The organism is Streptomyces sp. NPDC046939 (assembly GCF_040644575.1).
In the GTDB taxonomy this organism is placed as follows: domain Bacteria; phylum Actinomycetota; class Actinomycetes; order Streptomycetales; family Streptomycetaceae; genus Streptomyces.
Genome location: NZ_JBEYWV010000024.1, coordinates 1 through 23,087, shown reverse-complemented (window position 1 = coordinate 23,087; position 23,087 = coordinate 1). Strand labels below are relative to the sequence as shown.

Annotated in this window: 15 protein-coding genes; 6 read left to right on the top strand and 9 right to left on the bottom strand. The window is 71.5% G+C overall.

Features of this window, described 5'->3' with window-relative positions; genetic code table 11:
• Nucleotides 1-2 precede the first annotated feature (2 nt).
• The 4 genes from ABZ877_RS25105 to ABZ877_RS25090 form a co-directional block, all read right to left on the bottom strand.
• Nucleotides 3-1,790, bottom strand: a complete 1,788-nt coding sequence (locus tag ABZ877_RS25105; RefSeq protein WP_361074908.1) for a branched-chain amino acid ABC transporter permease — start codon at nt 1,788-1,790, stop codon at nt 3-5.
• A 5-nt stretch (nt 1,791-1,795) separates the two neighbouring features.
• Entirely contained in the window at nt 1,796-2,728 is a 933-nt protein-coding gene (locus ABZ877_RS25100; protein ID WP_361074906.1) for a branched-chain amino acid ABC transporter permease, read from the bottom strand.
• A gap of 172 nt (nt 2,729-2,900) precedes the next feature.
• A complete protein-coding gene (locus tag ABZ877_RS25095) occupies nt 2,901-4,136 on the bottom strand; it encodes a branched-chain amino acid ABC transporter substrate-binding protein (RefSeq protein WP_361074904.1) in 1,236 nt (411 codons plus the stop codon).
• Nucleotides 4,137-4,524: 388 nt separating this feature from the next.
• On the bottom strand, nt 4,525-5,226 hold the full coding sequence (locus ABZ877_RS25090) for a hypothetical protein (protein WP_361074902.1): 702 nt from the start codon (nt 5,224-5,226) through the stop codon (nt 4,525-4,527).
• 178 nt (nt 5,227-5,404) lie between these two features.
• Here ABZ877_RS25090 and ABZ877_RS25085 point away from each other — a divergent pair, with 178 nt between their 5' ends.
• On the top strand, nt 5,405-7,333 hold the full coding sequence (locus ABZ877_RS25085; RefSeq protein ID WP_361074900.1) for a Xaa-Pro dipeptidyl-peptidase: 1,929 nt from the start codon (nt 5,405-5,407) through the stop codon (nt 7,331-7,333).
• Here the strand turns inward: ABZ877_RS25085 and ABZ877_RS25080 are convergent.
• Both ABZ877_RS25080 and ABZ877_RS25075 read right to left on the bottom strand, forming a co-directional pair.
• Nucleotides 7,311-7,793: a hotdog fold thioesterase gene (locus ABZ877_RS25080; RefSeq protein WP_361074898.1), complete on the bottom strand. Its 483-nt coding sequence runs from the start codon at nt 7,791-7,793 to the stop codon at nt 7,311-7,313. The genes ABZ877_RS25085 and ABZ877_RS25080 overlap by 23 nt on opposite strands.
• 68 nt (nt 7,794-7,861) lie before the next feature.
• On the bottom strand, nt 7,862-10,141 hold the full coding sequence (locus ABZ877_RS25075) for an FdhF/YdeP family oxidoreductase (RefSeq protein WP_361074896.1): 2,280 nt from the start codon (nt 10,139-10,141) through the stop codon (nt 7,862-7,864).
• 156 nt (nt 10,142-10,297) lie between these two features.
• Here ABZ877_RS25075 and polA point away from each other — a divergent pair, with 156 nt between their 5' ends.
• Nucleotides 10,298-13,045, top strand: a complete 2,748-nt coding sequence (gene polA / locus ABZ877_RS25070; protein ID WP_361074894.1) for a DNA polymerase I — start codon at nt 10,298-10,300, stop codon at nt 13,043-13,045.
• A gap of 495 nt (nt 13,046-13,540) precedes the next feature.
• Here polA and ABZ877_RS25065 read toward each other — a convergent pair whose 3' ends face one another.
• On the bottom strand, nt 13,541-14,353 hold the full coding sequence (locus ABZ877_RS25065; protein ID WP_361074892.1) for a DUF4184 family protein: 813 nt from the start codon (nt 14,351-14,353) through the stop codon (nt 13,541-13,543).
• Nucleotides 14,354-14,594: 241 nt separating this feature from the next.
• Here ABZ877_RS25065 and ABZ877_RS25060 point away from each other — a divergent pair, with 241 nt between their 5' ends.
• The 3 genes from ABZ877_RS25060 (at nt 14,595) to ABZ877_RS25050 (ending at nt 17,674) form a co-directional block, all read left to right on the top strand.
• Complete coding sequence (locus ABZ877_RS25060) at nt 14,595-16,367, top strand: lytic transglycosylase domain-containing protein (RefSeq protein WP_361074891.1); 1,773 nt, start codon at nt 14,595-14,597, stop codon at nt 16,365-16,367.
• A gap of 163 nt (nt 16,368-16,530) precedes the next feature.
• Nucleotides 16,531-16,665: an SPW_0924 family protein gene (locus ABZ877_RS25055; protein ID WP_361074889.1), complete on the top strand. Its 135-nt coding sequence runs from the start codon at nt 16,531-16,533 to the stop codon at nt 16,663-16,665.
• A gap of 16 nt (nt 16,666-16,681) precedes the next feature.
• On the top strand, nt 16,682-17,674 hold the full coding sequence (locus ABZ877_RS25050; protein WP_361074888.1) for a DUF3068 domain-containing protein: 993 nt from the start codon (nt 16,682-16,684) through the stop codon (nt 17,672-17,674).
• On the opposite strand, the gene hrpB is transcribed toward ABZ877_RS25050, so the two are convergent.
• On the bottom strand, nt 17,664-20,174 hold the full coding sequence (gene hrpB / locus ABZ877_RS25045) for an ATP-dependent helicase HrpB (protein WP_361074886.1): 2,511 nt from the start codon (nt 20,172-20,174) through the stop codon (nt 17,664-17,666). The genes ABZ877_RS25050 and hrpB overlap by 11 nt on opposite strands.
• Before the next feature lie 4 nt (nt 20,175-20,178).
• Complete coding sequence (locus ABZ877_RS25040; RefSeq protein WP_361074884.1) at nt 20,179-21,006, bottom strand: class I SAM-dependent methyltransferase; 828 nt, start codon at nt 21,004-21,006, stop codon at nt 20,179-20,181.
• Between the two features lie 446 nt (nt 21,007-21,452).
• On the opposite strand from ABZ877_RS25040, the gene rpsA reads away from it, so the two are divergent.
• The gene (gene rpsA, locus ABZ877_RS25035) at nt 21,453-22,961 is read left to right on the top strand and encodes a 30S ribosomal protein S1 (RefSeq protein WP_361074882.1); all 1,509 of its coding nucleotides are present in this window, start codon (nt 21,453-21,455) and stop codon (nt 22,959-22,961) included.
• Nucleotides 22,962-23,087 lie beyond the last annotated feature (126 nt).

Genomic DNA, 23,087 nt, shown 5'->3' with positions numbered 1-23,087 from the left:
GGTCACGCCCCTGCCTTGGTCGCCTTGGTGGCGCCGATGGTGCCTTCGGGCAGGCTTTGCTGTTCGGGGATGTCGAGTTGGCCGGTCTCGTGGAATTCGAGCTGGCGGCGGCGGTTGGCGATGATGCCTTCGGGGCGGAATCGCATGAGGAGCACGAGGGCGATGCCGAACGCGAAGAGTTCGTAGCTCTTGAGGAAGCTGAGCTTCTCGGGGATGAGGTAGAGCAGGCTGGCGCCGAGGAGCGGGCCGCTGACGGTGCCCATGCCGCCGAGGACGACCGCTGCCAGGAGGAAGGCGGAGTTGGGCGGTGCGGCGCCGGCGAACTGGTACGGGGTCGGGACCACGGAGTAGCTGACGTGGGCGCTGACGGTGCCCGCGAGGCCGGCGAGCGCGGCGCCGAGGGCGAAGGCGATGAGCTTGACGCGGAAGCCGTTGATGCCCATGGCGGTGGCGGCGGTCTCGTCCTCGCGGATGGCGACCCAGGAGCGGCCGATGCGGGAGTCGGCGGCGCGGGTGAAGACGAGGACGACGATGGCCGTGAAGACCAGCATGAGGAGGAAGTAGTTGGCGAATCGGCCGAGGGTGAAGGAGCCGATCTGGTGGGCTTCGCCGAAGTTGAACCCGAAGATTTCGAGGTCGGGGATGTTGGCGATGCCGTTGGGGCCGTTGGTGATGTCGGGTCCGGAGGAGCCGTCGAGGTTGTTGACGGCGATGCGGAAGATCTCTCCGAAGCCGAGGGTGACGATGGCGAGGTAGTCGCCGCGCAGTCGCAGGGTGGGTGCGCCGATGAGGACGCCGAAGAGGAGGGAGGCGCCCATGCCGACGAGTACGGCTCCCCAGAAGGGGAGTTGGGTGCCGGAGAAGCGGCTGTACTCGGAGCCGGAGACGAGGGCGGCGGCGTAGGCGCCGACGCCGAGGAAGGCGACGTAGCCGAGGTCGAGGAGGCCGGTGAGGCCGACGACGATGTTGAGGCCGAGGGCGACGGTGGCGAAGATGAGGATGTTGACGCCGATGTTGGCGTTGTGGTCCTCGGACTGGGTGAAGGGGAAGACGGCCGCGGCGAGGAAGGCCATGGAGGTGGCGAATCCCTTGTGGCGGGCGTTGAGGGCGGAGAAGCGGTCGGTGAGTCCGGCGCTGACGAGGGCCCAGGCGGCGAAGATGACGAGCAGCATGTAGCCGCTGAAGGTTTCGCCGTATTCGTCGTCGGGGGTGCCGATGCCGTAGGTGAAGACGATGAGGCCGACGGCGAGGGCGCCGGTGATGATGAGGCGTTCGGCCCAGGGGGGTACGGCGGCGGGCGGGGGTACGTGGTCGGCCTTGCGGAAGTAGGACTTCCAGGTGGTGCCGGGGCGGGGCAGGCCGAGGGCGCCGATGACGGGGAGGGCGGAGGCGATGGCGGCGATGAAGCCGCCGGGTTCGAGGTTGGCGAGGCCGCCGAACTCGATGGAGATGGCGAGGACCGTGTACCAGGTGACGGCGAAGGCGGCCAGGGCCATGAGGAAGACGGGGGCGTGGGCGCGGGCGGGGTTGAGCCAGCGCAGTCCCTTCACGTTCCACAGGGTGAGGGCGTAGAGGAGGGTGAGGGCGCCGCCGGTGAGGGTGAGGAGCTGGAGGCCGGCGGGGTAGCCGTTGACGGTGAGGTCGCCGGGGAAGGCGGAGGTCCAGGTCCAGGCGAGCATGGTGCTCGCCATGGTGGCGACGGCGCCTGCGGCGACGAGGGCGCGGGCGGCGGCGTAGGGCATCTTGATGAGCGGGGTGTGCTCGGCGGGCGGGGCGGTGGTGTCGGTCATGCCGCTCACGCCCTGTCCGCTACGCGTTCTCCCAGTAGGCCTTGTGGCCTGAACAGGAGGACGAGGATGAGGAGGATGAAGGCCCATACGGAGGCCCAGCCCTGGCCGCCGAACTGGTCCATGCCGGGGATGTCGGCGATGTAGGCGGTGGCGAGTCCTTCGGCGAGGCCGAGGACGAGGCCGCCGAGCATGGCGCCGTAGATGTTGCCGATGCCGCCGAGGACTGCGGCGGTGAAGGCCTTGAGTCCGGCGACGAAGCCCATGTCGTAGTTGACGCTGCCGACGCGGAAGCCCCAGGCGATGCCGGCGACGGCGGCGAAGAAGCCGCCGATGGCGAAGGCGATGACGATGATGCGGTTGGTGTCGATGCCCATGAGCTGGGCGGTGTCGGGGTCCTGCGAGGTGGCCTGCATGGCGCGGCCGGTGCGGGAGGTGCGGACGAAGAAGGCGAGGGCGGCCATGCAGATGGGTGCGGCGACGAGGACGAACAGTTCACCGGACTGGATCTTGAGGTTGTCGGTGATGTTGAAGGGGCCGCCGGGCAGTTGGGGGAACTTCCGGGCGTTGTCGGCCTCGGGGTACCAGTTGAAGACGGCCTGCTGGAGGGCGAGGGAGAGGCCGATGGCGGTGATGAGGGGTGCGAGGCGTGGTGCGCCTCTGAGGGGGCGGTAGGCGAACCGTTCCGCTCCCACGGCTATGAGGACGGCGACGAGGCCGCCCCCGATCAGCATCAGGGGGAGGACGACCCACATGGATGTGCCGCCGGGCAGGATCAGGTAGACGGTGAGGGCGCCGAAGCCGCCGGTCATGAAGATCTCACCGTGGGCGAAGTTGATGAGCTGGACGATGCCGTACACCATCGTGTAGCCGATGGCGATCAGCCCGTACATCGAGCCGAGAATCAGCCCGTTGGCCAGCTGTTGCGGCAGGGTGTGCACCGCATGGCCTCCATGTGGGTGCGGAGAGTGAACGGGGGAGAGAGCGCGGGCCGCGCGGTTGACGGGTGGTCGTGGCCGCGCGGCCCTGGTGTGGCGGAATGCTCGTGTGACGCGGTGCTGAGTGCTCAGCGATCAGTACGTGGTGCTTGGTGCTGCGGGAGGCGCGGGGTGGTCAGCCGGCGTTGTAGGTGCCGGTCTTGACCGACTTCCACTCGCCCTTGGTGGCCTGGTACAGGGTGAGCTGCTTGTTCTTGGTGTCGCCGTACTCGTCGAAGCCGACGGGGCCCGCGATGCCCTCGAAGTTGATCTTCTGGAGCTCGTCGACGACCTTCTGGCGGGCGTCGGCGGGGACCTTGCCGTCCTTCACGACGTTGCCGATGGCCTTGATGATGGCCGTGGCGGCGTCGTAGGAGTAGCCGCCGTAGGTGCCGTAGTCGCCCTTGTAGTTGCCGGCCTTGTACTTCTCGATGAAGTCCTTGGCGGCGGGCAGGGTGTCGACGGGGACGCCGACGGAGGTGACGAGGTCGCCCTCGGCGGCGGCGCCCGCGGTCTTGATGTAGGTCGGGGTGAACATGCCGTCGCCGCCCATGAGCGGGATCTTGGCGCCGGAGTCCTTGAGCTGCTTGGTGAGGACCTGCGACTCGTCGTACTGGCCGCCGTAGTAGAGCAGTTCGGCACCGGAGTTCTTGATCTTGGTGACGAGGGTGGCGAAGTCCTTGTCGCCGACGTTGACGTGGTCGGTGCCGACGACCGTGCCGCCCAGCTTCTTGAAGCTCTTGCCGAAGATGCCGGCGAGACCGGCGCCGTAGGTCTGCTTGTCGTCGACGACGAAGACCTTCTTCTTCTTGAGCGTCTTGTAGACGTAGTCGGCCGCGAAGCCGCCCTGCACCTCGTCGGTGATGGCGGTGCGGAAGTACGTCTTGAAGGGGCGGGTCTTGGTGCCGGAGACCCAGTTCTTGCCCTGGGTGAGCTCGGGGGCCGTGTTGGACGGGGAGATCTCGGCGAGGTTGGCGGAGGCGAAGACCTTCTGCATGGTCTGCGCGACGCCCGAGTTCAGGGGGCCGACGACGCCGAGGACGTCCTTGTTGGCGACGAGCTGCGAGGCGTTCTGCTGGCCGGTGGGCGGCAGGGCCTTGTCGTCGAGGGCGGACACCTTGAAGGTGACGCCGGGGACGAGTTTCTTGTCGTTGGCGTCCTTGACGGCGATCTCCACGCCGGACTTGATGCCGAGGCCGGTGGCGGAGTTCTGGCCGGTGAGGGGCGCGTCGACGCCGATCACGACCGTGGTGCTGCCGCCGCCCTTGTCGTCGCTGCCCTTGTCGTCGCGCGATCCGCAGGCGGTGAGCGTGAGTGCTCCGGTCGTGAGCACGGTGGTGAGTATGAGCAGAGAACGGTGTCGCACGATCATTCCTCTCCCTGGCGCGGTCCCCGGGGCGGGGGCCGTGAGTCTCGCCGGGCCGTACGTGGTGGTACAGGGGCCGTGCAAGTGACGCGCCCGGCGGCGCGGTGACTGGCCGTGACTATAAGCGCAGGTAGGGGATGGGGGAGTAGGCGAGGGCAGGCTGTGACGCTCTTGTTATGCCGGGGCGGATTCGGGCGGGTGCAGTGCGGACGAATGGGGCGTTTGAGGATAGTGGCCCCTGACAACCAGTTGTTCACATACCGAGAACTCGCAGTTCCGCTACGGAACTTGAGTTGATCTTGAACGCCATGGGGCGGGCTGCCGGGGTGTGTGTGCCGACGGTGTGCGAACGGTGGGGAAGGCGTGCGCCCGGCCTCGCGAGGCTCGCACCGGCTCATTGCGCCGGGGGTAACTGTGTGTTACTTACATGTGTGATCGTCTCCGGTGGGCCGTACGAGGCGGACGGGCCGAGTGCCGGGCGCGGCAGCGCGGGCCCGCAGTTGGCGCGCAGGAACGCCCACAGGTCCCGGGCGAAGGCGCCGCCGAAGAGGAAGCTGTGCCGCTGCCGCGCGCGCTCGTTGCGCAGATCCATGTCGAGCTGTGGCAGGTCGATGCCGCGCGGCAGGCCCGTGCAGGCGTAGACGGCGAGCCAGACGGTGACGGTACGGGGCTCTCCCGGCCGCACCGTCAGGGGCAGCCGGGGTGTGGTCGCGGCGCCCAACTCCGGCAGTCCCGCGCGCAGTTGGCGCACGCTGACCGGGCTTCCGGTGCTGACGCGCAGGGTGAACCGGAACGCGCCGTTCTCCGGGGCGGGGCCGTCGTACCGCACCGTCGTGGCCTGCGCGGGCCAGGGCGAAGGCGTGGTGGCGGCCGGGGTGGGGCGCAGGACGGGCAGCACGCCGAGGGCGGCCGCGCAGGCCACGAGCAGCAGGGTGGCGCGGCGCCGCCGGACGGGCACGGCGGCCCAGCGCTCCCGCAGGCGCGGGGTCTCGGAGCGCGGGGTGGAGAGGGTGTCGACGCGGGCCGGTGACGCGGTGCCGCCGTCGGTCGCGTCCCCGCCCGGATCCCAGGACTCGACGGGGCCGATGCCGGTCATGTTCGACGGTATGCCGAGGGGGTTCGCTTTGCCAACGCCTGGAGCGGGGCGCGGAGTTGTCCGGGCGGGGAGTGAGGCGCGGGGCCGTGTCTCCGACGCCCTCTGGCGGGTCGGCGGTGGGCGCGGTGGAATACCCGCGTCCCGCGAGGCACTCCCTTCCCGCGCCCTTGGAGGCACGATGGTGAGATCCACCGGTACGAGAGCACGCCGTCCGCGCGGTCCGGCCGTGGTGTGCGCGCTGGCGGCGGTGCTGGCCGCGTCGACGTCCGCGTACGCCGCCGAACAGCGCCCGCATCGGGCCGAGTTGCGGATATCCGGGCACGAGACGCAGCCCGTCTTCTCGCGGGCCGACGCCGTCCTGCAGCAGGTCGACGTCCAGACGGAGGTCGACAGTGACGGTGACGGCGAGCGCGACACCGTACGGATGCGGATCCTGCGGCCGAAGGAGACGGAGGCGGCCGGCCTGAAGGTCGCCACGATCATCGAGGCGAGCCCGTACTGGGCGGGCGGCAACGACGTGCCGAACCATGCTGTGGACCTCGACGAGGACGGGTTGCCGGTCGCGGGAGCGTTCCGGCAACTGGGCGCGCGCAAGCCGGGGTTGACCGGTCCCGCCGTCGCCTGGTCCGGCTACTACGACAACTACTTCCTGCCGCGCGGTTACGCGGTGGCGCAGGTCGACAGTCTCGGTACGGGCGGCTCCACCGGCTGTCCCACCTCGGGCGGCCGCAACGAGACGCTCGGCGCGAAGGCCGCGATCGACTGGCTCGGCGGCCGCGCCAAGGGCTGGGACCCGGACGGGAACCCGGTGCGCGCCGACTGGTCGACCGGCAATGCCGCGATGATGGGCATCTCCTACAACGGCACGCTGCCGACCGCCGTCGCCACCACGGGCGTCAAGGGCCTCAAGGCGATCGTGCCGATCTCCGGGATCTCGTCCTGGTACGACTACTACCGGGCGAACGGCGGCGTCGTGGCCCCCGGCACCTTCCAGGGCGAGGACACCGATGTGCTCGCCCGTTACGTGTACTCCCGCGCCGACCAGGACATCTGCAAGCCGGTGCTCGACGCCCTGGAGCGCGACCAGGACCGGGTGACGGGCGACTGGTCGCCGTACTGGCGAGAGCGCGACTACCTCAAGGACGTGCGCAGGATCAAGGCGGGCGTCTTCGTCGTCCACGGCCTGAACGACTGGAACGTGAAGACGAAGAACGCCGGGCAGTTGTGGGAGGCGCTGAAGAAGCACCATGTTCCGCGCAAGCTGTGGCTGCATCAGGCCGGGCACGCCAATCCGATGCCGCTGCGCATGGAGGAGTGGCTGCGCCAGGTCCACCACTGGTTCGACCACTGGCTCTACGGCATCCGCAACGGCGTCCTGGACGAGCCCCGCGTCGACGTGGAGCAGGCCGACTTCACCTGGCGGCGGCAGCCGGACTGGCCGGCGCCCGGCACCCAGGACCTGACGCTGCGGCTGCGCGCCGACGGCACCCTGGGGCGCGCGGCGGGACCGCGACAGGTGCAGTCCCTGGTCGACGCGGGCCGTACCGTCCCCGCCGAGCAGCTCGTCACCGTGCCCGACACCCCGAACCCGAACCGGCTCGCGTACACGACCGGCCCGCTGGAGCGGGACCTGCGCCTCAACGGCGTGCCGGAGATCGACGTGCGCTCGTCACTCTCCGGTACGTCCCCGTACGTGACCGCGCTCCTGGTCGACTACGGGCGCGCCACCCGCGCGACGTCCGGCACGGTCACCGACACGTCGCGGCAGGTCTGCTACGGCGAGGGCGTGCCGGACCTGCCCGGTGAGACGGGCTGCGCGTACCGGACGCGGCACGCGACGGAGACGGCCGACTTCAAGATCGTGACGCGGGGCTGGCTCGACGCCCGCAACCGACGCTCGTACGACCGTCAGAGCAGGGTCGTGGAGGGCCGCGAGTACCGGCTGCGCTGGGACATGCAGCCCGAGGACTATGTGTTCGAGGCCGGGCACCGGCTGGGCGTTGTGCTGATCTCGACCGACTACGACTACACGCTGCGGTACCCGGCGGGCACGAGGATGACCGTGCGCGCCGGGGACGCGACGCTCAGGCTGCCGACGGCGCCGTAGGGGCCGTGGGGGCGTCCTTGAGGAGGCAGGTCAGGCGGGCCGTGCAGACCCGCTTGTCCTGCTCGTCGGTGATGACGATCTCGTACGTGGCCGTGGTGCGCCCGCGATGCACGGGCGTGGCGACGCCGGTGACGAGGCCGGAGCGGGCGCCCCGGTGGTGCGTGCAGTTCAGGTCGACGCCGACGGCGATCTTGCTGGGGCCGCCGTGGAGCATCGAGCCGACGGAGCCGAGGGTCTCGGCGAGGACGGCGGAGGCGCCGCCGTGCAGCAGCCCGTAGGGCTGGGTGTTGCCCTCGACGGGCATGGTGCCGACGACGCGGTCCGCGGACGCTTCCTTGATCTCGACGCCCATGCGGGTGCCGAGGTGCCCGGCGGAGAACAGGGCGGGCAGATCGACGCCGAGCGTCGCGTACTCGTCGATGACCTCTTGCGGGAACTTCACGTGGTTCTGCTCGCCCATGGGGCCCGGCTCCGTCCGTCGTACCTGCGTTCCTGTGTACCTGTGTACCTGGCTGGCTGAGCAAACGCTCAGTCGGTGCTCGATTGTTCCAGGCGGACGACGACGGACTTGCTGGCGGGGGTGTTGCTGGTGTCGGCGGTGGCGTCGAGCGGCACCAGGACGTTGGTCTCCGGGTAGTACGCGGCCGCGCAGCCGCGCGCTGTCGGGTAGTGGACGACGCGGAAGCCGGGGGCGCGGCGCTCCACGCCGTCGCTCCACTCGCTGACGAGGTCGACGTAGGAGCCGTCGGCCAGGTCGAGGTCCTTGGCGTCCTCCGTGTTGACGAGGACGACGCGGCGGCCGTTCTTGATGCCCCGGTAGCGGTCGTCCAGGCCGTAGATCGTGGTGTTGTACTGGTCGTGCGAGCGCAGGGTCTGCAGGAGGAGACGGCCCTCGGGCAGGTGCGGGTACTCCACGGGCGCGGCCGTGAAGTTGGCCTTGCCGGTGGCGGTGGGGAAGCGGCGCTCGTCGCGCGGGGCGTGCGGCAGGGCGAAGCCCGCCGGGTCGGCCACGCGCGCGTTGAAGTCCTGGAAGCCGGGGATCACGCGCGCGATGCGGTCGCGGATCGTCGCGTAGTCCTTCTCGAACTCCTCCCACGGGATGACCGAGTCGGCGCCGAGGACGCGGCGGGCGAGGCGGGCGACGATGGCGGGCTCGGAGAGCAGGTGGCGGCTGGCGGGCTCCAGGCGGCCGCGCGAGGCGTGCACCATGCCCATGGAGTCCTCGACGGTGACGAACTGCTCGCCACTGGCCTGCACGTCCCGCTCGGTGCGGCCGAGCGTCGGCAGGATCAGCGCGCGGGCGCCCGTGACGGCGTGCGAGCGGTTGAGCTTGGTGGAGACGTGGACGGTGAGGGCGGCGCGGCGCATGGCCGCCTCGGTGACCTCGGTGTCGGGCGAGGCGGAGACGAAATTGCCGCCCATGGCGAAGAAGACCTTCGCCTTTCCGTCGCGCAGGGCGCGGATGGCGCGGACGACGTCGAAGCCGTGCTCGCGCGGCGGCGCGAAGCCGAACTCCTTCTCCAGGGCGTCGAGGAAGGCGGGGGCGGGGCGCTCGAAGATGCCCATGGTGCGGTCGCCCTGCACATTGCTGTGGCCGCGGACGGGGCAGACGCCGGCGCCGGGGCGGCCGATGTTGCCGCGAAGGAGCAGGAAGTTGACGACCTCGCGGATGGTGGGCACGGAGTGCTTGTGCTGGGTCAGGCCCATCGCCCAGCAGACGACGGTCCGCCTGGAGGCGAGGACCATCTCCAGGGCGCGCTCGATGTCGGCGCGGGACAGGCCGGTCGCCTTGAGGGTCTCGTCCCAGTCGGCGGCGCGGGCGGCCGCCGCGAACTCCTCGAAGCCGTGCGTGTGCTCGGCGATGAAGGCGTCGTCGGTGGCGCCCTCCGTCTCCAGGATCAGCTTGTTGAGGAGGCGGAAGAGGGCCTGGTCGCCGCCGAGCCGGATCTGGAGGAAGAGGTCGGTGAGGGAGGAGCCCTTGGTGAGGCCCTTGGGGGTCTGCGGGTTCTTGAACTTCTCCAGGCCCGCCTCGGGCAGAGGGTTCACGGAGATGATGCGGGCGCCGCCCGCCTTCGCCTTCTCCAGGGCGGAGAGCATGCGCGGGTGGTTCGTGCCCGGGTTCTGCCCGGCGACGATGATCAGGTCCGCCTTGTAGAGGTCTTCGAGGAGGACGCTGCCCTTGCCGATGCCGATCGTCTCCGTGAGGGCGGAGCCGGACGACTCGTGGCACATGTTGGAACAGTCGGGCAGGTTGTTCGTGCCGAACTCGCGCGCGAAGAGCTGGTAGAGGAACGCCGCCTCGTTGCTGGTGCGGCCCGAGGTGTAGAAGACCGCCTCGTCGGGGGAGGAGAGCGCGGTCAGCTCGTCGGCGATGATGTCGAAGGCGCGCTCCCACGTCACCGGCTCGTACCGCTCGCCGCCCTCGGGCAGGTACATGGGGTGGGTGAGGCGGCCCTGCTGGCCGAGCCAGTACCCGGAGCGCGTCGCGAGGTCCGCGACCGGGTGCGCGGCGAAGAACTCAGGGGTCACCCGGCGCAGGGTGGCCTCCTCGGCGACCGCCTTCGCGCCGTTCTCGCAGAACTCGGCCGTGTGCCGGTGCTCGGGCTCGGGCCAGGCGCAGCCGGGGCAGTCGAAGCCGTCCTTCTGATTGACGCGGAGCAGGGTCAGGGCGGTGCGCTTCACGCCCATCTGCTCGCGGGCGATCTTGAGGGACTGCCGGACGGCGGGGATGCCCGCGGCATGGTGCTGCGGGGCCGCGACCTGCGGCGCGTCCTGAACCGGGTCCGTCGCGGGCGGCTTGCTTGCCATGGCTGGCTCCCCTTCGAGCTGGTCCTGCGAGCGTGCGGCGCAGCGCTCCGCGCCGCTGTGTGGTGCGTCCGTCGATCCTCGCACGTACGACTGACAGGGGCCCCGCCCGGTCGGGGATGGGCCGGGCTGTCAGTGGGGCGTGGCAGGATCGGGGACGTGGCAGAGAAAGCAGCGAAGACGGCGAAGACGACGGCGACGAAGGCGACCGGCGGTGCGGGCGGGCGCCCCCGCCTGATGCTCATGGACGGGCACTCCCTGGCCTACCGGGCGTTCTTCGCGCTGCCTGCGGAGAACTTCACGACGGCGTCGGGCCAGCCGACGAACGCGATCTACGGGTTCACGTCGATGATGGCGAACACGTTGCGCGACGAGGCGCCCACGCATTTCGCGGTGGCGTTCGACGTCTCGCGCAAGACGTGGCGCTCGGAGGAGTTCACCGAGTACAAGGCGAACCGGTCGAAGACCCCGGACGAGTTCAAGGGCCAGGTCGAGCTGATCGGCGAGCTGCTCGACGCGATGCGCACGCCGCGCTTCGCCGTCGAGGGCTTCGAGGCCGACGACGTCATCGCCACGCTCGCCACCCAGGCCGAGGCGGAGGGGTACGAGGTCCTGATCGTCACCGGCGACCGGGACTCCTTCCAGCTCGTCTCCGACCACGTCACGGTCCTGTACCCGACCAAGGGCGTCTCCGAGCTGACGCGCTTCACGCCGGAGAAGGTCTTCGAGAAGTACGGCCTGACCCCGGCGCAGTACCCGGACTTCGCCGCGCTGCGCGGCGACCCGTCGGACAACCTGCCGGGCATCCCCGGCGTCGGCGAGAAGACGGCGGCGAAGTGGATCAACCAGTTCGGATCGTTCGCCGAGCTGGTCGAGCGCGCCGACGAGGTCAAGGGCAAGGCCGGGGCGAACCTGCGGGAGCACCTGGAGGCCGTCAAGCTCAACCGCCGCCTCACCGAGATGGTCCGCGACGTCGAGCTGCCCAAGACCGTCGGCGACCTGGAGCGCACCCCGTACGACCGCACGGCGATCGCGATGATCCTGGACACCCTGGAGATCCGTAACCCGTCGCTGCGCGAGCGCCTCTTCGCCGTCGACCCGGGCGCCGCCGAGGCCGAGGAGGCCCCGGCCGAGCCCGGCGTCGACGTCGACGGCACCGTCCTCACCACCGGTGAGGTCGCGCCGTGGCTCGCCGAGCACGGCGGCGCCGTCCTCGGCCTCGCCTCCGTCGACACCTGGTCGCTCGGCACCGGCTCGGTCACCGAGATCGCGCTCGCCGCCGCCGGGGGACAGGCCGCCTGGTTCGACCCGTCGCTGCTCGACGAGGCCGACGAGAAGGCGTTCGCGGCCTGGCTCGCGGACGCGTCCAAGCCCAAGGTGCTGCACAACGCCAAGGCGGTCATGCGCGTCTTCGCCGAGCACGGCTGGACGGTCGAGGGCGTCACCATGGACACCGCGCTCGCCGCCTACCTGGTCAAGCCGGGCCGCCGCTCCTTCGCGCTCGACGCGCTCACCCTGGAGTACCTCGGCCGCGAACTGGCCCCCGCCGGCGCGCCCGACGGACAGCTCGCCTTCGGCAGCGAGGAGGACGAGCAGGCCGAGGCCGACGCGCTCATGGTGCAGGCCCGCGCCATCCTCGACCTCGGCGAGGCGTTCGGCGAGCGCCTCAAGGAGGTCGGCGCCGCCGAACTCCTCACCGACATCGAACTGCCCACCTCCGCGCTGCTCGCCCGCATGGAGCGGTACGGCATCGCCGCCGACCGCCCGCACCTCCAGGACATGGAGCAGATGTTCGCGGGCGCCGTCCAGCAGGCGGTGCGGGAGGCGCACGCCTCGGTCGGCCACGAGTTCAACCTCGGCTCGCCCAAGCAGCTCCAGGAAGTCTTCTTCGGCGAACTCGACCTCCCCAAGACCAAGAAGACCAAGACCGGCTACACCACGGACGCCGACGCCCTCGCCTGGCTCGCCCAGCAGACCGACCACGAACTCCCCGTGATCATGCTGCGCCACCGCGAGCAGGCCAAGCTCCGCGTCACCGTCGAGGGCCTGATCAAGACGATCGCCGCGGACGGCCGCATCCACACCACCTTCAACCAGACCGTCGCCGCGACCGGCCGCCTCTCCTCGACCGACCCCAACCTCCAGAACATCCCCGTCCGCACGGACGAGGGCCGGGCGATCCGGCGCGGCTTCGTGGTCGGCGAGGGCTACGAGTCGCTGATGACGGCCGACTACAGCCAGATCGAACTCCGCGTCATGGCGCACTTGTCCGAGGACGAGGGGCTGTTGGAGGCGTTCACCTCCGGCGAGGACCTGCACACCACGGTCGCCTCCCAGGTGTTCGGGGTGAGCCGGGACGCCGTCGACGCGGAGATGCGCCGCAAGATCAAGGCGATGTCGTACGGGCTCGCCTACGGCCTGTCGGCGTTCGGTCTCTCCGGGCAGCTCAACATCGAGCCGGGGGAGGCGCGGGTCCTGATGGACACGTACTTCGAGCGGTTCGGCGGCGTACGGGACTACCTGCGGCGGGCCGTCGACGAGGCGCGGGCCACGGGCTACACCGAGACCATGCTCGGGCGCCGCCGGTACCTCCCCGACCTCAACTCGGACAACCGGCAGCGCCGGGAGATGGCCGAGCGGATGGCGCTCAACGCGCCGATCCAGGGCACGGCGGCCGACATCGTCAAGATCGCGATGCTGAACGTGGACCGGGCGCTGCGTGAAGCGAAGCTCAAGTCCCGGATGCTGCTCCAGGTCCACGACGAAATCGTCCTGGAGATCGCGCCCGGGGAGGCGGCGGCCGCGGAGGAACTGGTCCGCCGCGAAATGGCCGGAGCGGTTGCCCTCCGGGCGCCGCTGGATGTGTCGGTGGGGCTGGGCCGAGACTGGGAATCCGCAGCGCACTAGCCTCCGGCGACCGGGATCCGAAGCGCTGCGGTGGTTCGTTTTCCGGGCGAGTGCGGTTGGGCTGTGGCTGATTGCGCAGTTCCCCGCGCCCCTGAAGGCCCACGGCTTCGCCGCGCCTTCAGCGCCCCGCTGGGATGACGCACGCAGTGCGCATCCCAGGGACTCCTGCTTCATTGGGCGCCCCGGGGCGGCGCACGCAGTGCGCCCCTCAGGGGCGCGGGGAACGGCGCGCTCAGCCACAACCCACCGGCACTCGCCGACGAAAACCGCACCCCCGCTCCGTTGGGCGTAAGGGGGCGCGGGGAACTGCGCGCCCAGCCACACCTCACCCGCACTCGCCGACAAAAGCCGTACCCCCGCTTCGTTCGGCGTAAGGGGCGCGGGGAACGGCGCGACCAGCCACAAACCACCCGCACTCGCCCACGACAGCCGCACCCCCGCTGCATTGGGCGCGCGACCAGCCACAACCCACCCGCACCACCCCCCCGCCCCCTCCTAACCCACCGCACCCCCAAAAACCCGCCCCACCCGAACCCTGCTGACCAAGGCGAAGAGCACAACCCCGAGCCCCAATCCAGCCCCCGCCCCGAAGCACAGCGTCGGGATGATGTCCCAGGGTTTCCAGGGGAGGCCGGAGTCGTGGACGTAGGAGAGCCACCGCCTCACCCGGATTGCCGCGCACCCGCACACACACGCACCGATCAACGCAAACCCCGCGAACCGGTGACGAACTGACGCCCCGCTCAACTCCTCCGCCGGTTCCGAACACCCCCGCAACGCCCGCCACACAAACACCCCGAGCACCCCGAGCGCGACGGCCGAACTCCCGTACTGCACCCACCAGTACAGCGGCGAACCGGCCACTTTCTCGTCGAGCGCCGGGATCACCCGCGACCCCCACCGCCCCGGATGGGTGAACGCGTCCCAGACCACGTGCGTGACCGCGCCGAGCACCGCGGAGACGTACCACCACCCCGGCGACCACGGCAGGCCCGCCCGCCCCCGGAGCAGCGATCCGACCCGTCCGCGTACCCGCCGGGGCAGCAGCGCGAGGACCGGTTCCCTGATCAGCCGTTCCAGGCCGACGAGCCCCAGCGCGATGGCGACGTCCACCGTGAGGACCCCGGGGAAGGAGTGCGTGACGTCGCCGAACTCCATCGCCCCGGGCACCGCACCCGCCGCGAAGTACGTGACGTCGGGCGCGAACGACCCGGCGACGAGCAGCGACGGCACGAGCGGGCCCCGCCCGGCCCCGTCCCGGCGCAGGAACGGCAGCACGGCCGCGGCGTGGCTGAGGGTGAACGGCACGAAGCCCTCCGGGTCGAAAAGCGTGCGAGCGTGGAAGCGTGGAGCCTACGACAACACGTACATGGCCAATCGGTGAATAACGGTCACGAACGGGTGTATGCGCGGCGGAAGTTGTCGTAGTGTCGGCGGGGTGCGTGCGCTGGGGAGCGCAGGGCTCCACAAGCACCGGGAAGGGCCCCGCGATTCGGGGGCCGATACCAGGCGAAGCGGCGTTGACGGGCAATACGGGAGGGTTCGGCGCATGGCGGCGGTTATCGGCAGGAGGCTGCGCAGGAGCGCGATGACGGCAGCGGTCGCCGCCGCGGCGGTGGCGGCGCTCTCGGCGTCACAGGCCCCGGGTGTGACCGCCCCTCAGTCGAGCGGCGGCGGCCAGTCCGCGGCGGACCGTTCCGACGACCCGGCCCCCGACGGGGCGACGGGCCCCGACTACTACACGGAGCTGCCGCCGCTGGAGAGCCCGACCGCGGGCCCGTCCGCCTCCGCCGGTCCGGGCGCCGGTGCCGCCGACTCCGAGGCCGGTATCCCCGCCACGGTCCTGGCCGCGTACAAGAAGGCCGAGGCCGAGCTGGCGACCAGCAAGCCGGGCTGCAATCTGCCGTGGCAACTCCTGGCCGCGATCGGCAAGGTCGAGTCGAACCAGGCCGGCGGCGGCAACGTGGACGCGAACGGCACCACCATCAAGCCCATCCTCGGCCCGGCCCTGAACGGCCAGGGCTTCGCGCTGATCACGGACACCGACGGCGGCACCTACGACGGTGACACGGTGCACGACCGCGCCGTGGGCCCCATGCAGTTCATCCCCTCCACCTGGGAGTGGGCGGGCCGCGACGGCAACGGCGACGGCACGCGGGACCCCAACAACATCTACGACGCGGCCCTCGCCGCCGGGCACTACCTGTGCCGGGGCGGCCGCGACCTGTCCGACGCGTCGCACCTGAACGCGGCGATCCTCAGCTACAACAACTCCTCGGCCTACCTCGCCACCGTCCTGTCCTGGCTGGAGTACTACCGCAAGGGCACGCACGAGGTGCCGAACGGTTCCGGTGCGCGCCCGAGGACGCCCGTGGGCGCGGGCGCGTCCCCGTCGCCGACCCCGACGACCACGCCGCCGCGCACCCCGTCGCCCGGCACGTCGCCGTCGTCCCCGCACACCCCCACCTCACCGGGCAGCGGCTCGGGCGGTACGGGCGGTACGGGCGGTTCCGGGAGCCCGAGGCCGACTACACCGCCGACGACGCCCCCGACCACACCGCCGACGACGCCGCCCACCACGCCCCCGACCCCCACCGAGTCCGTCACCAAGATCACCGACGCGGGCACCGGCAAGCTGAGCGCCATGGCCGGCGACACCTTCGCCGAGCAGGTCGCGGTGCGCCCGCAGGACGCCAAGGGCAAGGGCGTCGCCAAGGTCCGCGTGCGGTTCCTGATCGTCGGCGAGACGGACGCGCGGTTCACGGGCGGCGAGACCAGCGCCGTCGCCGTCACGAACAGCGCGGGCGTGGCCACCGCGCCCAAGCTCGTCGCGGGCGAGAAGACCGGCACGTTCACGGTCCGCGCCGTCGTCGTGGGCCGCTCCGTGCCCGCCCTCGACCACACGGCGACCGTCACCGCGCGCGCCGCCGACAAGCTGATCCGCGTCGGCAGCCAGGAGCTGACCTGCGTCGCGGGCAAGGAGTTCGCGGACGCGGTCCAGCTCAGGGCCACGTACAAGGGCGCCGCCGCCGGCGGTGTCGCGGCCACCGCCACCCTGGTCACGTCGAAGGACGACCCGGCCGCGGCGGCCAAGGGCCCGTACTTCAAGGACGCGGACGGCAACAAGATCCGTAGCCTGAAGGGCCTGAAGACCGCCGCCGACGGCCTGCTCGCGCTGCCGAAGCTGTACGCGGACGACGCCGTCGGCACGTTCCTGCTGCGGATCGAGACGACGGGCGGCGCGACGGTCACCGTCGAACTGAAGGTGACCGCGCCACCGGCCGGGTCGGAGTCCCCGAGCCCGTCCGCCTCGGCGTCGTAGCCGCCATCGCACGACATGCCCTCCGGTACCCGCCCGGGACCGGAGGGCTTCGTCGTGCGCCGCGCCTGTTCTCATCTCGCCGCGGCGTTGCTACGGTGCCCCGACCCAGAGGACTGACGCCTCGTCAGGTCCCGTGTGCCGGACGGCCACAGGGAGGTCGGAGATGCGCGCCCTCATCGCCGCGGCGAGCGGACTCGTCCTCGCCGTCGCCCTGGTCCTCGCCCTCACGGCGGTCGGCGCCCCGCCGGGCGAGACGTCCCCGAAGCCGCTCCTGACCACCGTCCCCGACCATCCGTAGCGAGGGGGCCGCCGCGATGCGCCGCAAGGCCAGCCTGATCCTGCTCGCCCTCGCCGTGTTCTTCACGGCGCTCTCCCCGCTGGTGCGCTGGTACGCGTACCCGCGCCTGGCGAAGGTCCCGCCGGGCCAGTACCAGACGATGGTCCTGGAGGCGAAGGACGCGACCCTGATCGACTACGGCACCATGCGGGCGGAGACCGTCCCCAGGCTCACGGTCGTGCAGACCCTCAAGGGCAACGTCGAGGAGTCGGAGAAGATCGAGAAGAGCGCCGGGCGCGACGTCGTCGTCTGGGACGGGCTGAGCTACGTCGTCGGACCCGACGGCGAATTCGTCTCCCAGGTCCCCGAGCGCTACATCTTCGACGCGCACAGCCAGGAGCCCGTGCACGCCACCGGCGAGTCCGTCGACGGCGACCCCGTCCGGCGCGAGGGCATCGAGTTCAAGTGGCCGTTCCTGACGGAGAAGCGGGACTACGAGTACTTCGACGCGCGCGCCCGCGTCACCCGCCCCATCCACTACAAGGGGACCGAGACGTTCCGTGGCGTCGAGATCTACCGGTTCGAACAGACCATCCCCTGGACGAAGGTCCCCTTCCCCAAGAAGCTCCCCGTCGAGGGCATCACGGCGGACTCCCTCGCCCGGACCGGTACGCGGATGTGGTACACGACGGTCCGTACGTTCCTGGTCGAGCCGGTGACGGGCGCGCCCGTGTACGGCGAGGAGCGGCACAAGGAGGAGATGCGCGGCGGGACGCTCGTCGGGGACGGCAAGAAGGTCACCGCGTTCGCCGGGGACGTGAAGATGCGGGAGGACTACATCCGGTCCACGGTCGACCTGGTCACGTCCCAGCGCACGGCCATCCTGCTGCTCACCTCGTACCTGCCGTGGGGGTTCCTGGTCCTCGGGGTGCTGCTGCTCGCGCTCGCCCTCTGGCTGGAGGCGCGCGGGAGGCGCCCCGGGGAGCCGGAGGAGGCGGGTGTGCGCGAGAGCGAGCCGGTCAGCGCCTGAGCCGCGCGTTGGTGAACCGGGTCGGCTCCGCCCCGGCCGGGTCCTCGGGCCACGGATGCTTCGGGTAGCGGCCGCGCAGGTCGGCGCGGACGGAGCGGTAGCCGTCCCGCCAGAAGGAGGCCAGGTCGGCGGTGACGGCGGCGGGCCGCCCCGCGGGGGAGAGCAGGTGCACGAGCACCGGCACACCGGCGAGGCGCGGCGTCTCGTTCAGCCCGAACATCTCCTGGAGCTTGACGGCGAGCACGGGCCGCTCGGGGTCCGCGTAGTCCACCCGGATCCGCGACCCGCTGGGCACCTCGACGCGCTCCGGCGCCAGCTCGTCCAGGCGGGCCGCGTCGCCGCTCGCCCACGGCAGCAGCCGCCTGAGCGCCTGCCCGGCGTCGATCCGGCCCAGGTCCGCCCGGCGGCGCGCCGCGCTCAGCTCGGGCTCCAGCCACTCGTCCACGCGCGCGTGGAGCCCTTCGTCGCTCACCTCCGGCCAGGGCTCCCCGAGCTGCCGCCGCAGAAAGGCGAGCCGCTGCCGCAGCGCCTCGGCGTCCCGGTCCCACCGCAGCAGCCCGAACCCCTCGCGCCGCAACCCTTCGAGCAGGGCTTCCCGTACGAGGCCGGGCGCGGCCTTGCCGAGCGGCCGCACCGTCAGCTCGACGGCCCCGAGCCGGGCCACGTTCCGCGCCACCACGTCACCGCCCGCCCAGGCCACTTCGTCCCCCTCGGCGAAGAAGGAGCCGGCCGCCCCGCGCGCGGCCTCCTCGTCCACGACGGCCCCGAGCCGCACGCGCGCGTGCCCCGCCCCGACCGGCCGGTCCGCCACGGCGACAGCCACCCACTCCGCATGGCGCAGCGGCGACCCGTCCCCGACCTCCGCGCGCGTCCCGGACACCATCAGGTACGAGCCGCCGTCGCGCCGGGCGATCCGCTCGGGGAAGGCGAGCGCGGCGACGAGCCCGGCGGCCCGATCGTCGGAGACCGCCGCACCGGGTGCCTCCCGTGGCTGCTGCACAAGGCCCGACAGCCTCCGCACCTCCTGGCGCCACCGCGCCCCGTACGCGTCGCCCCCGCGCCGGGCCGAGCGCAGCGCCCCGGCCAGATCGTCCCCGTACTCGCGCGGCGGCTCCTCGCTCAGCAGGGCGACGACCTCCGCCGCCGGCCCGGCGCCCAGCTCCGGAGCCGCGTCGAGGAGGGCCCGGCCGAGGCGGGGGTGGAGGCCGAGGCGGGCCAGGCGCGTGCCCCGGGCCGTGGTCCGGCCCGTGGCCGGGTCCACCGCGCCGATCGCCGTCAGGACGTCGCGGGCCGCCGCCATCGCGCCGGACGGGGGCGCGTCGAGCAGGGCCAGGCCGGAGGCGTCCGGATCGCCCCAGCAGGCGGCCTGGAGCGCGAACGCCGTCAGGTCCGCCACCTTGATCTCCGGGGCGGGGAAGCGCGGCAGACGGGCGTCCTCCGCCTCGTCCCAGCACCGGTAGACGACACCCGGCGCCTCACGCCCGGCACGCCCCGCGCGCTGCGCCCCGGCCGCGCGCGAAGCCCGTACGGTCGTCAGCGCGCTCAGCCCGCGCGCGTGGTCCACGCGGGGCTCACGCGCCAGGCCCGAGTCGACGACGACCCGCACCCCGGGCACCGTCAGGGACGACTCGGCGACCGACGTGGCGAGGACGACGCGCCGCCGGGACCCCGGGGACAGCACCGCGTCCTGCACCGCGGCCGGGGCGCGCCCGTGGACCTGGAGGACCTCCACGTCGCCGAGCGGCCCCAACTGGCCCGCTACGCGCGCGATCTCGCCGACGCCCGGCAGGAAGCACAGGACGTCCCCGGAGCGTTCCGCGAGCGCGCGGCGCACCGTCGCCGCCACGTGAGTCAGGAGCGCCGGGTCCACCCGCATGCCGTGCGGGGGCCGCACCGCGCGCGCGGGCGGCGCCCAGACCACGTCGACGGGGTGCGTCACGCCCGCCGCCTCCACCACCGGGGCGTCGCCGAGGAGCGCGGCCCAGCCTTCCGCGTCGGTCGTCGCGGACGCCGCGACCAGGTGCAGCTCCGGCCGGAGCGCCGCACGTACGTCGCACAGGAACGCCGTGACGGTGTCCGCGTCCAGGTGCCGCTCGTGCACCTCGTCGAGCATGACGGCGTCCACCCTGGCCAGCTCCTGGTCGCGCTGGAGCCGTTGCAGGAGCACGCCCGTGGTGACGACCTCCACGCGCGTGCGCGGGCCGACGACCCGCTCGCCGCGCACCGTGTAGCCGACCCGTTCCCCGGCCTTCTCGCCGAGCAGCCACGCCATCCGCCGCGCGGCCGCCCGCGCCGCGATCCTGCGCGGCTCGGCGACGACGACCCTGCGCGCGGGCGCGTCCGCGTCGAGCAGCCCGGCGAGGACCAGCGGGACGAGGGTCGTCTTGCCGGTGCCGGGCGGGGCGACGAGGACGGCGGCCCCGCCCGCGTCGAGCGCGGAGCGCAGGGCGGGCAGGGCGGACCGTACGGGCAGCGTGTCGAGGAGGTCGGCGCGGATCACCCGCTCAGTCTCCAGCACCCCCGGCGGGCGCGGCGTCCCGCTCGCAGACGAAGATCGTCGTACCGGGGATGAGGTGGCCGCGCAGCGGGGACCAGCCGCCCCACTCCTGGGTGTTCCAGGCCGGCCACTCCGGCTCCACGATGTCGACCAGGCGGAAGCCGCCCGCGACGACGGCGCGCACCCAGTCCCCGATCGTGCGGTGGTGCTCGACGTAGACGGCGCGTCCCTCGTCGTCCTGTTCGACGTACGGGGTCCGGTCGAAGTAGGACGCCGAGACGCTCAGGCCCTCGGGGCCCGGCTCGTCGGGGAAGGCCCAGCGGATGGGGTGCGAGACGGAGTAGACGAAGCGGCCGCCGGGCCGCAGCACCCGGTGCACCTCGCGCAGCACCTGCACCGGGTCGGCGACGAAGGGCAGCGCCCCGTAGGCGGAGCAGGCGAGGTCGAAGGAGGCGTCCTTGAAGGGCAGGACCCCCGCGTCGGCCTCGACCAGGGGCACCTTGCCGCCGTCGATCCGCAGCGCGTGCTGGAGCTGGCGGTGCGAGAGGTCGAGGGCGACGGGCCGTGCGCCCTGCGCGGCGAGCCAGCGCGAGCACTGGGCTGCTCCGGCGCCGATCTCCAGGACGTCCTTGCCTTCGAGCTGCTCGGCGGGTCCGAGCAGCTCGGCCTCCACCTCGTCGAGGCCCTCGGGGCCCCAGACGAAGCGGTCGTCGCCGAGGAATGTGCCATGCTCGACCTGGTAGTCGTCGGCGTTGCGGTCCCACCAGCCGCGGTTGGCCCGTGAGCTCTCCGTGGTGTCGGCGTCGCGCCGGGTGGCGGTCGACTCGTCGTCCACGGAGGGGTGCGCCCCGCCGGACTCGTGCGTCGCCTGCGTCTGTGATGGTCCGGACTCTTGGATGATCGGCTCCCTCGTCGTACTCTTCCGTCCAACCCGCGACAGGGAGGGTGTCCACAGCGGGCCTTGCGGCCCGCGTAGCCTCGTGCGACAGGTTTTGTGCCGGGTATGCGGCGTTCCGCCCCCGGTGTGCGCCTTCGCGACATTGACCCTGCCCGGCAGCCCCCGTATGCTACAAGTTGCGCTGCGGGCCTGCGCACCTCAGACATAGCAGGCTGTGCTCGCATCTGTTGCATGTCCCCTCGGTTGTCGAGGCGCCGCCACGGTCGTGGAAACGCGACCACCGGAATGGCGCTTCCCAGGCTGTCCGGCTTCTTCGGTGCGAAACAGGCTCTCGGCGTAGCAGTACCCACCGACTTTCAATGTCCGCCGGAGCCCTTTCCCACATGACGAGCAGCACCGAGACCACCGCCACCACCCCGCAGGTTGCGGTCAACGACATCGGTAACGAGGAAGCTTTCCTCGCCGCCATCGACGAGACGATCAAGTACTTCAACGATGGCGACATCGTCGACGGCGTCATCGTCAAGGTTGACCGGGACGAGGTTCTCCTCGACATCGGTTACAAGACCGAAGGTGTCATCCCGAGCCGCGAGCTCTCGATCAAGCACGACGTCGACCCGAACGAGGTCGTGGCGGTCGGCGACGAGATCGAGGCCCTGGTTCTCCAGAAGGAGGACAAGGAAGGCCGCCTGATCCTCTCGAAGAAGCGCGCGCAGTACGAGCGTGCGTGGGGCACCATCGAGAAGATCAAGGAAGAGGACGGCATCGTCACCGGTACCGTCATCGAGGTCGTCAAGGGTGGTCTCATCCTCGACATCGGCCTCCGTGGCTTCCTGCCGGCCTCCCTTGTCGAGATGCGCCGCGTTCGCGACCTCCAGCCGTACGTGGGCAAGGAGCTCGAGGCGAAGATCATCGAGCTGGACAAGAACCGCAACAACGTGGTCCTGTCCCGCCGTGCCTGGCTCGAGCAGACCCAGTCCGAGGTCCGCCAGACGTTCCTCACGACCCTCCAGAAGGGTCAGGTCCGCTCCGGCGTCGTGTCCTCCATCGTCAACTTCGGTGCCTTCGTGGACCTGGGTGGCGTCGACGGTCTGGTGCACGTCTCCGAGCTGTCCTGGAAGCACATCGACCACCCGTCCGAGGTTGTCGAGGTCGGCCAGGAAGTCACCGTCGAGGTCCTCGACGTGGACATGGACCGCGAGCGTGTCTCCCTGTCGCTGAAGGCGACGCAGGAAGACCCGTGGCAGCAGTTCGCCCGCACCCACCAGATCGGCCAGGTCGTGCCCGGCAAGGTCACGAAGCTGGTTCCGTTCGGTGCGTTCGTCCGCGTGGACGAGGGCATCGAGGGTCTGGTCCACATCTCCGAGCTCGCCGAGCGCCACGTGGAGATCCCGGAGCAGGTCGTCCAGGTCAACGACGAGATCTTCGTCAAGGTCATCGACATCGACCTCGAGCGCCGTCGCATCAGCCTCTCGCTGAAGCAGGCCAACGAGGCGTTCGGCGCCGACCCGTCGGCCGTCGAGTTCGACCCGACCCTGTACGGCATGGCCGCGTCCTACGACGACCAGGGCAACTACATCTACCCCGAGGGCTTCGACCCCGAGACCAACGACTGGCTCGAGGGCTACGAGACCCAGCGCGAGGCCTGGGAGACCCAGTACGCCGAGGCGCAGCAGCGCTTCGAGCAGCACCAGGCCCAGGTCATCAAGAGCCGCGAGGCCGACGCCCAGGCCGAGGCCGAGGGCGCGTCCACCCCGGGTGCCGCTCCGGCGGCCTCCGGTGGCAGCGGCGGCGGTTCGTACTCCTCGGAGTCGGACGACAACTCCGGCGCGCTCGCTTCGGACGAGGCGCTTGCCGCGCTGCGTGAGAAGCTTGCGGGCGGCCAGAGCTGAAACGCTCTGCGCTAGCAGGTAGTTGAACAGTGGGCCCGCACCTCCGACATGGCGCTCTGCGGCGGCGACCAGCCCCGGTCCACCAGGTCCGTCCAGAACCGCAGCCCTTCGAGGGAGCGCGGGTCG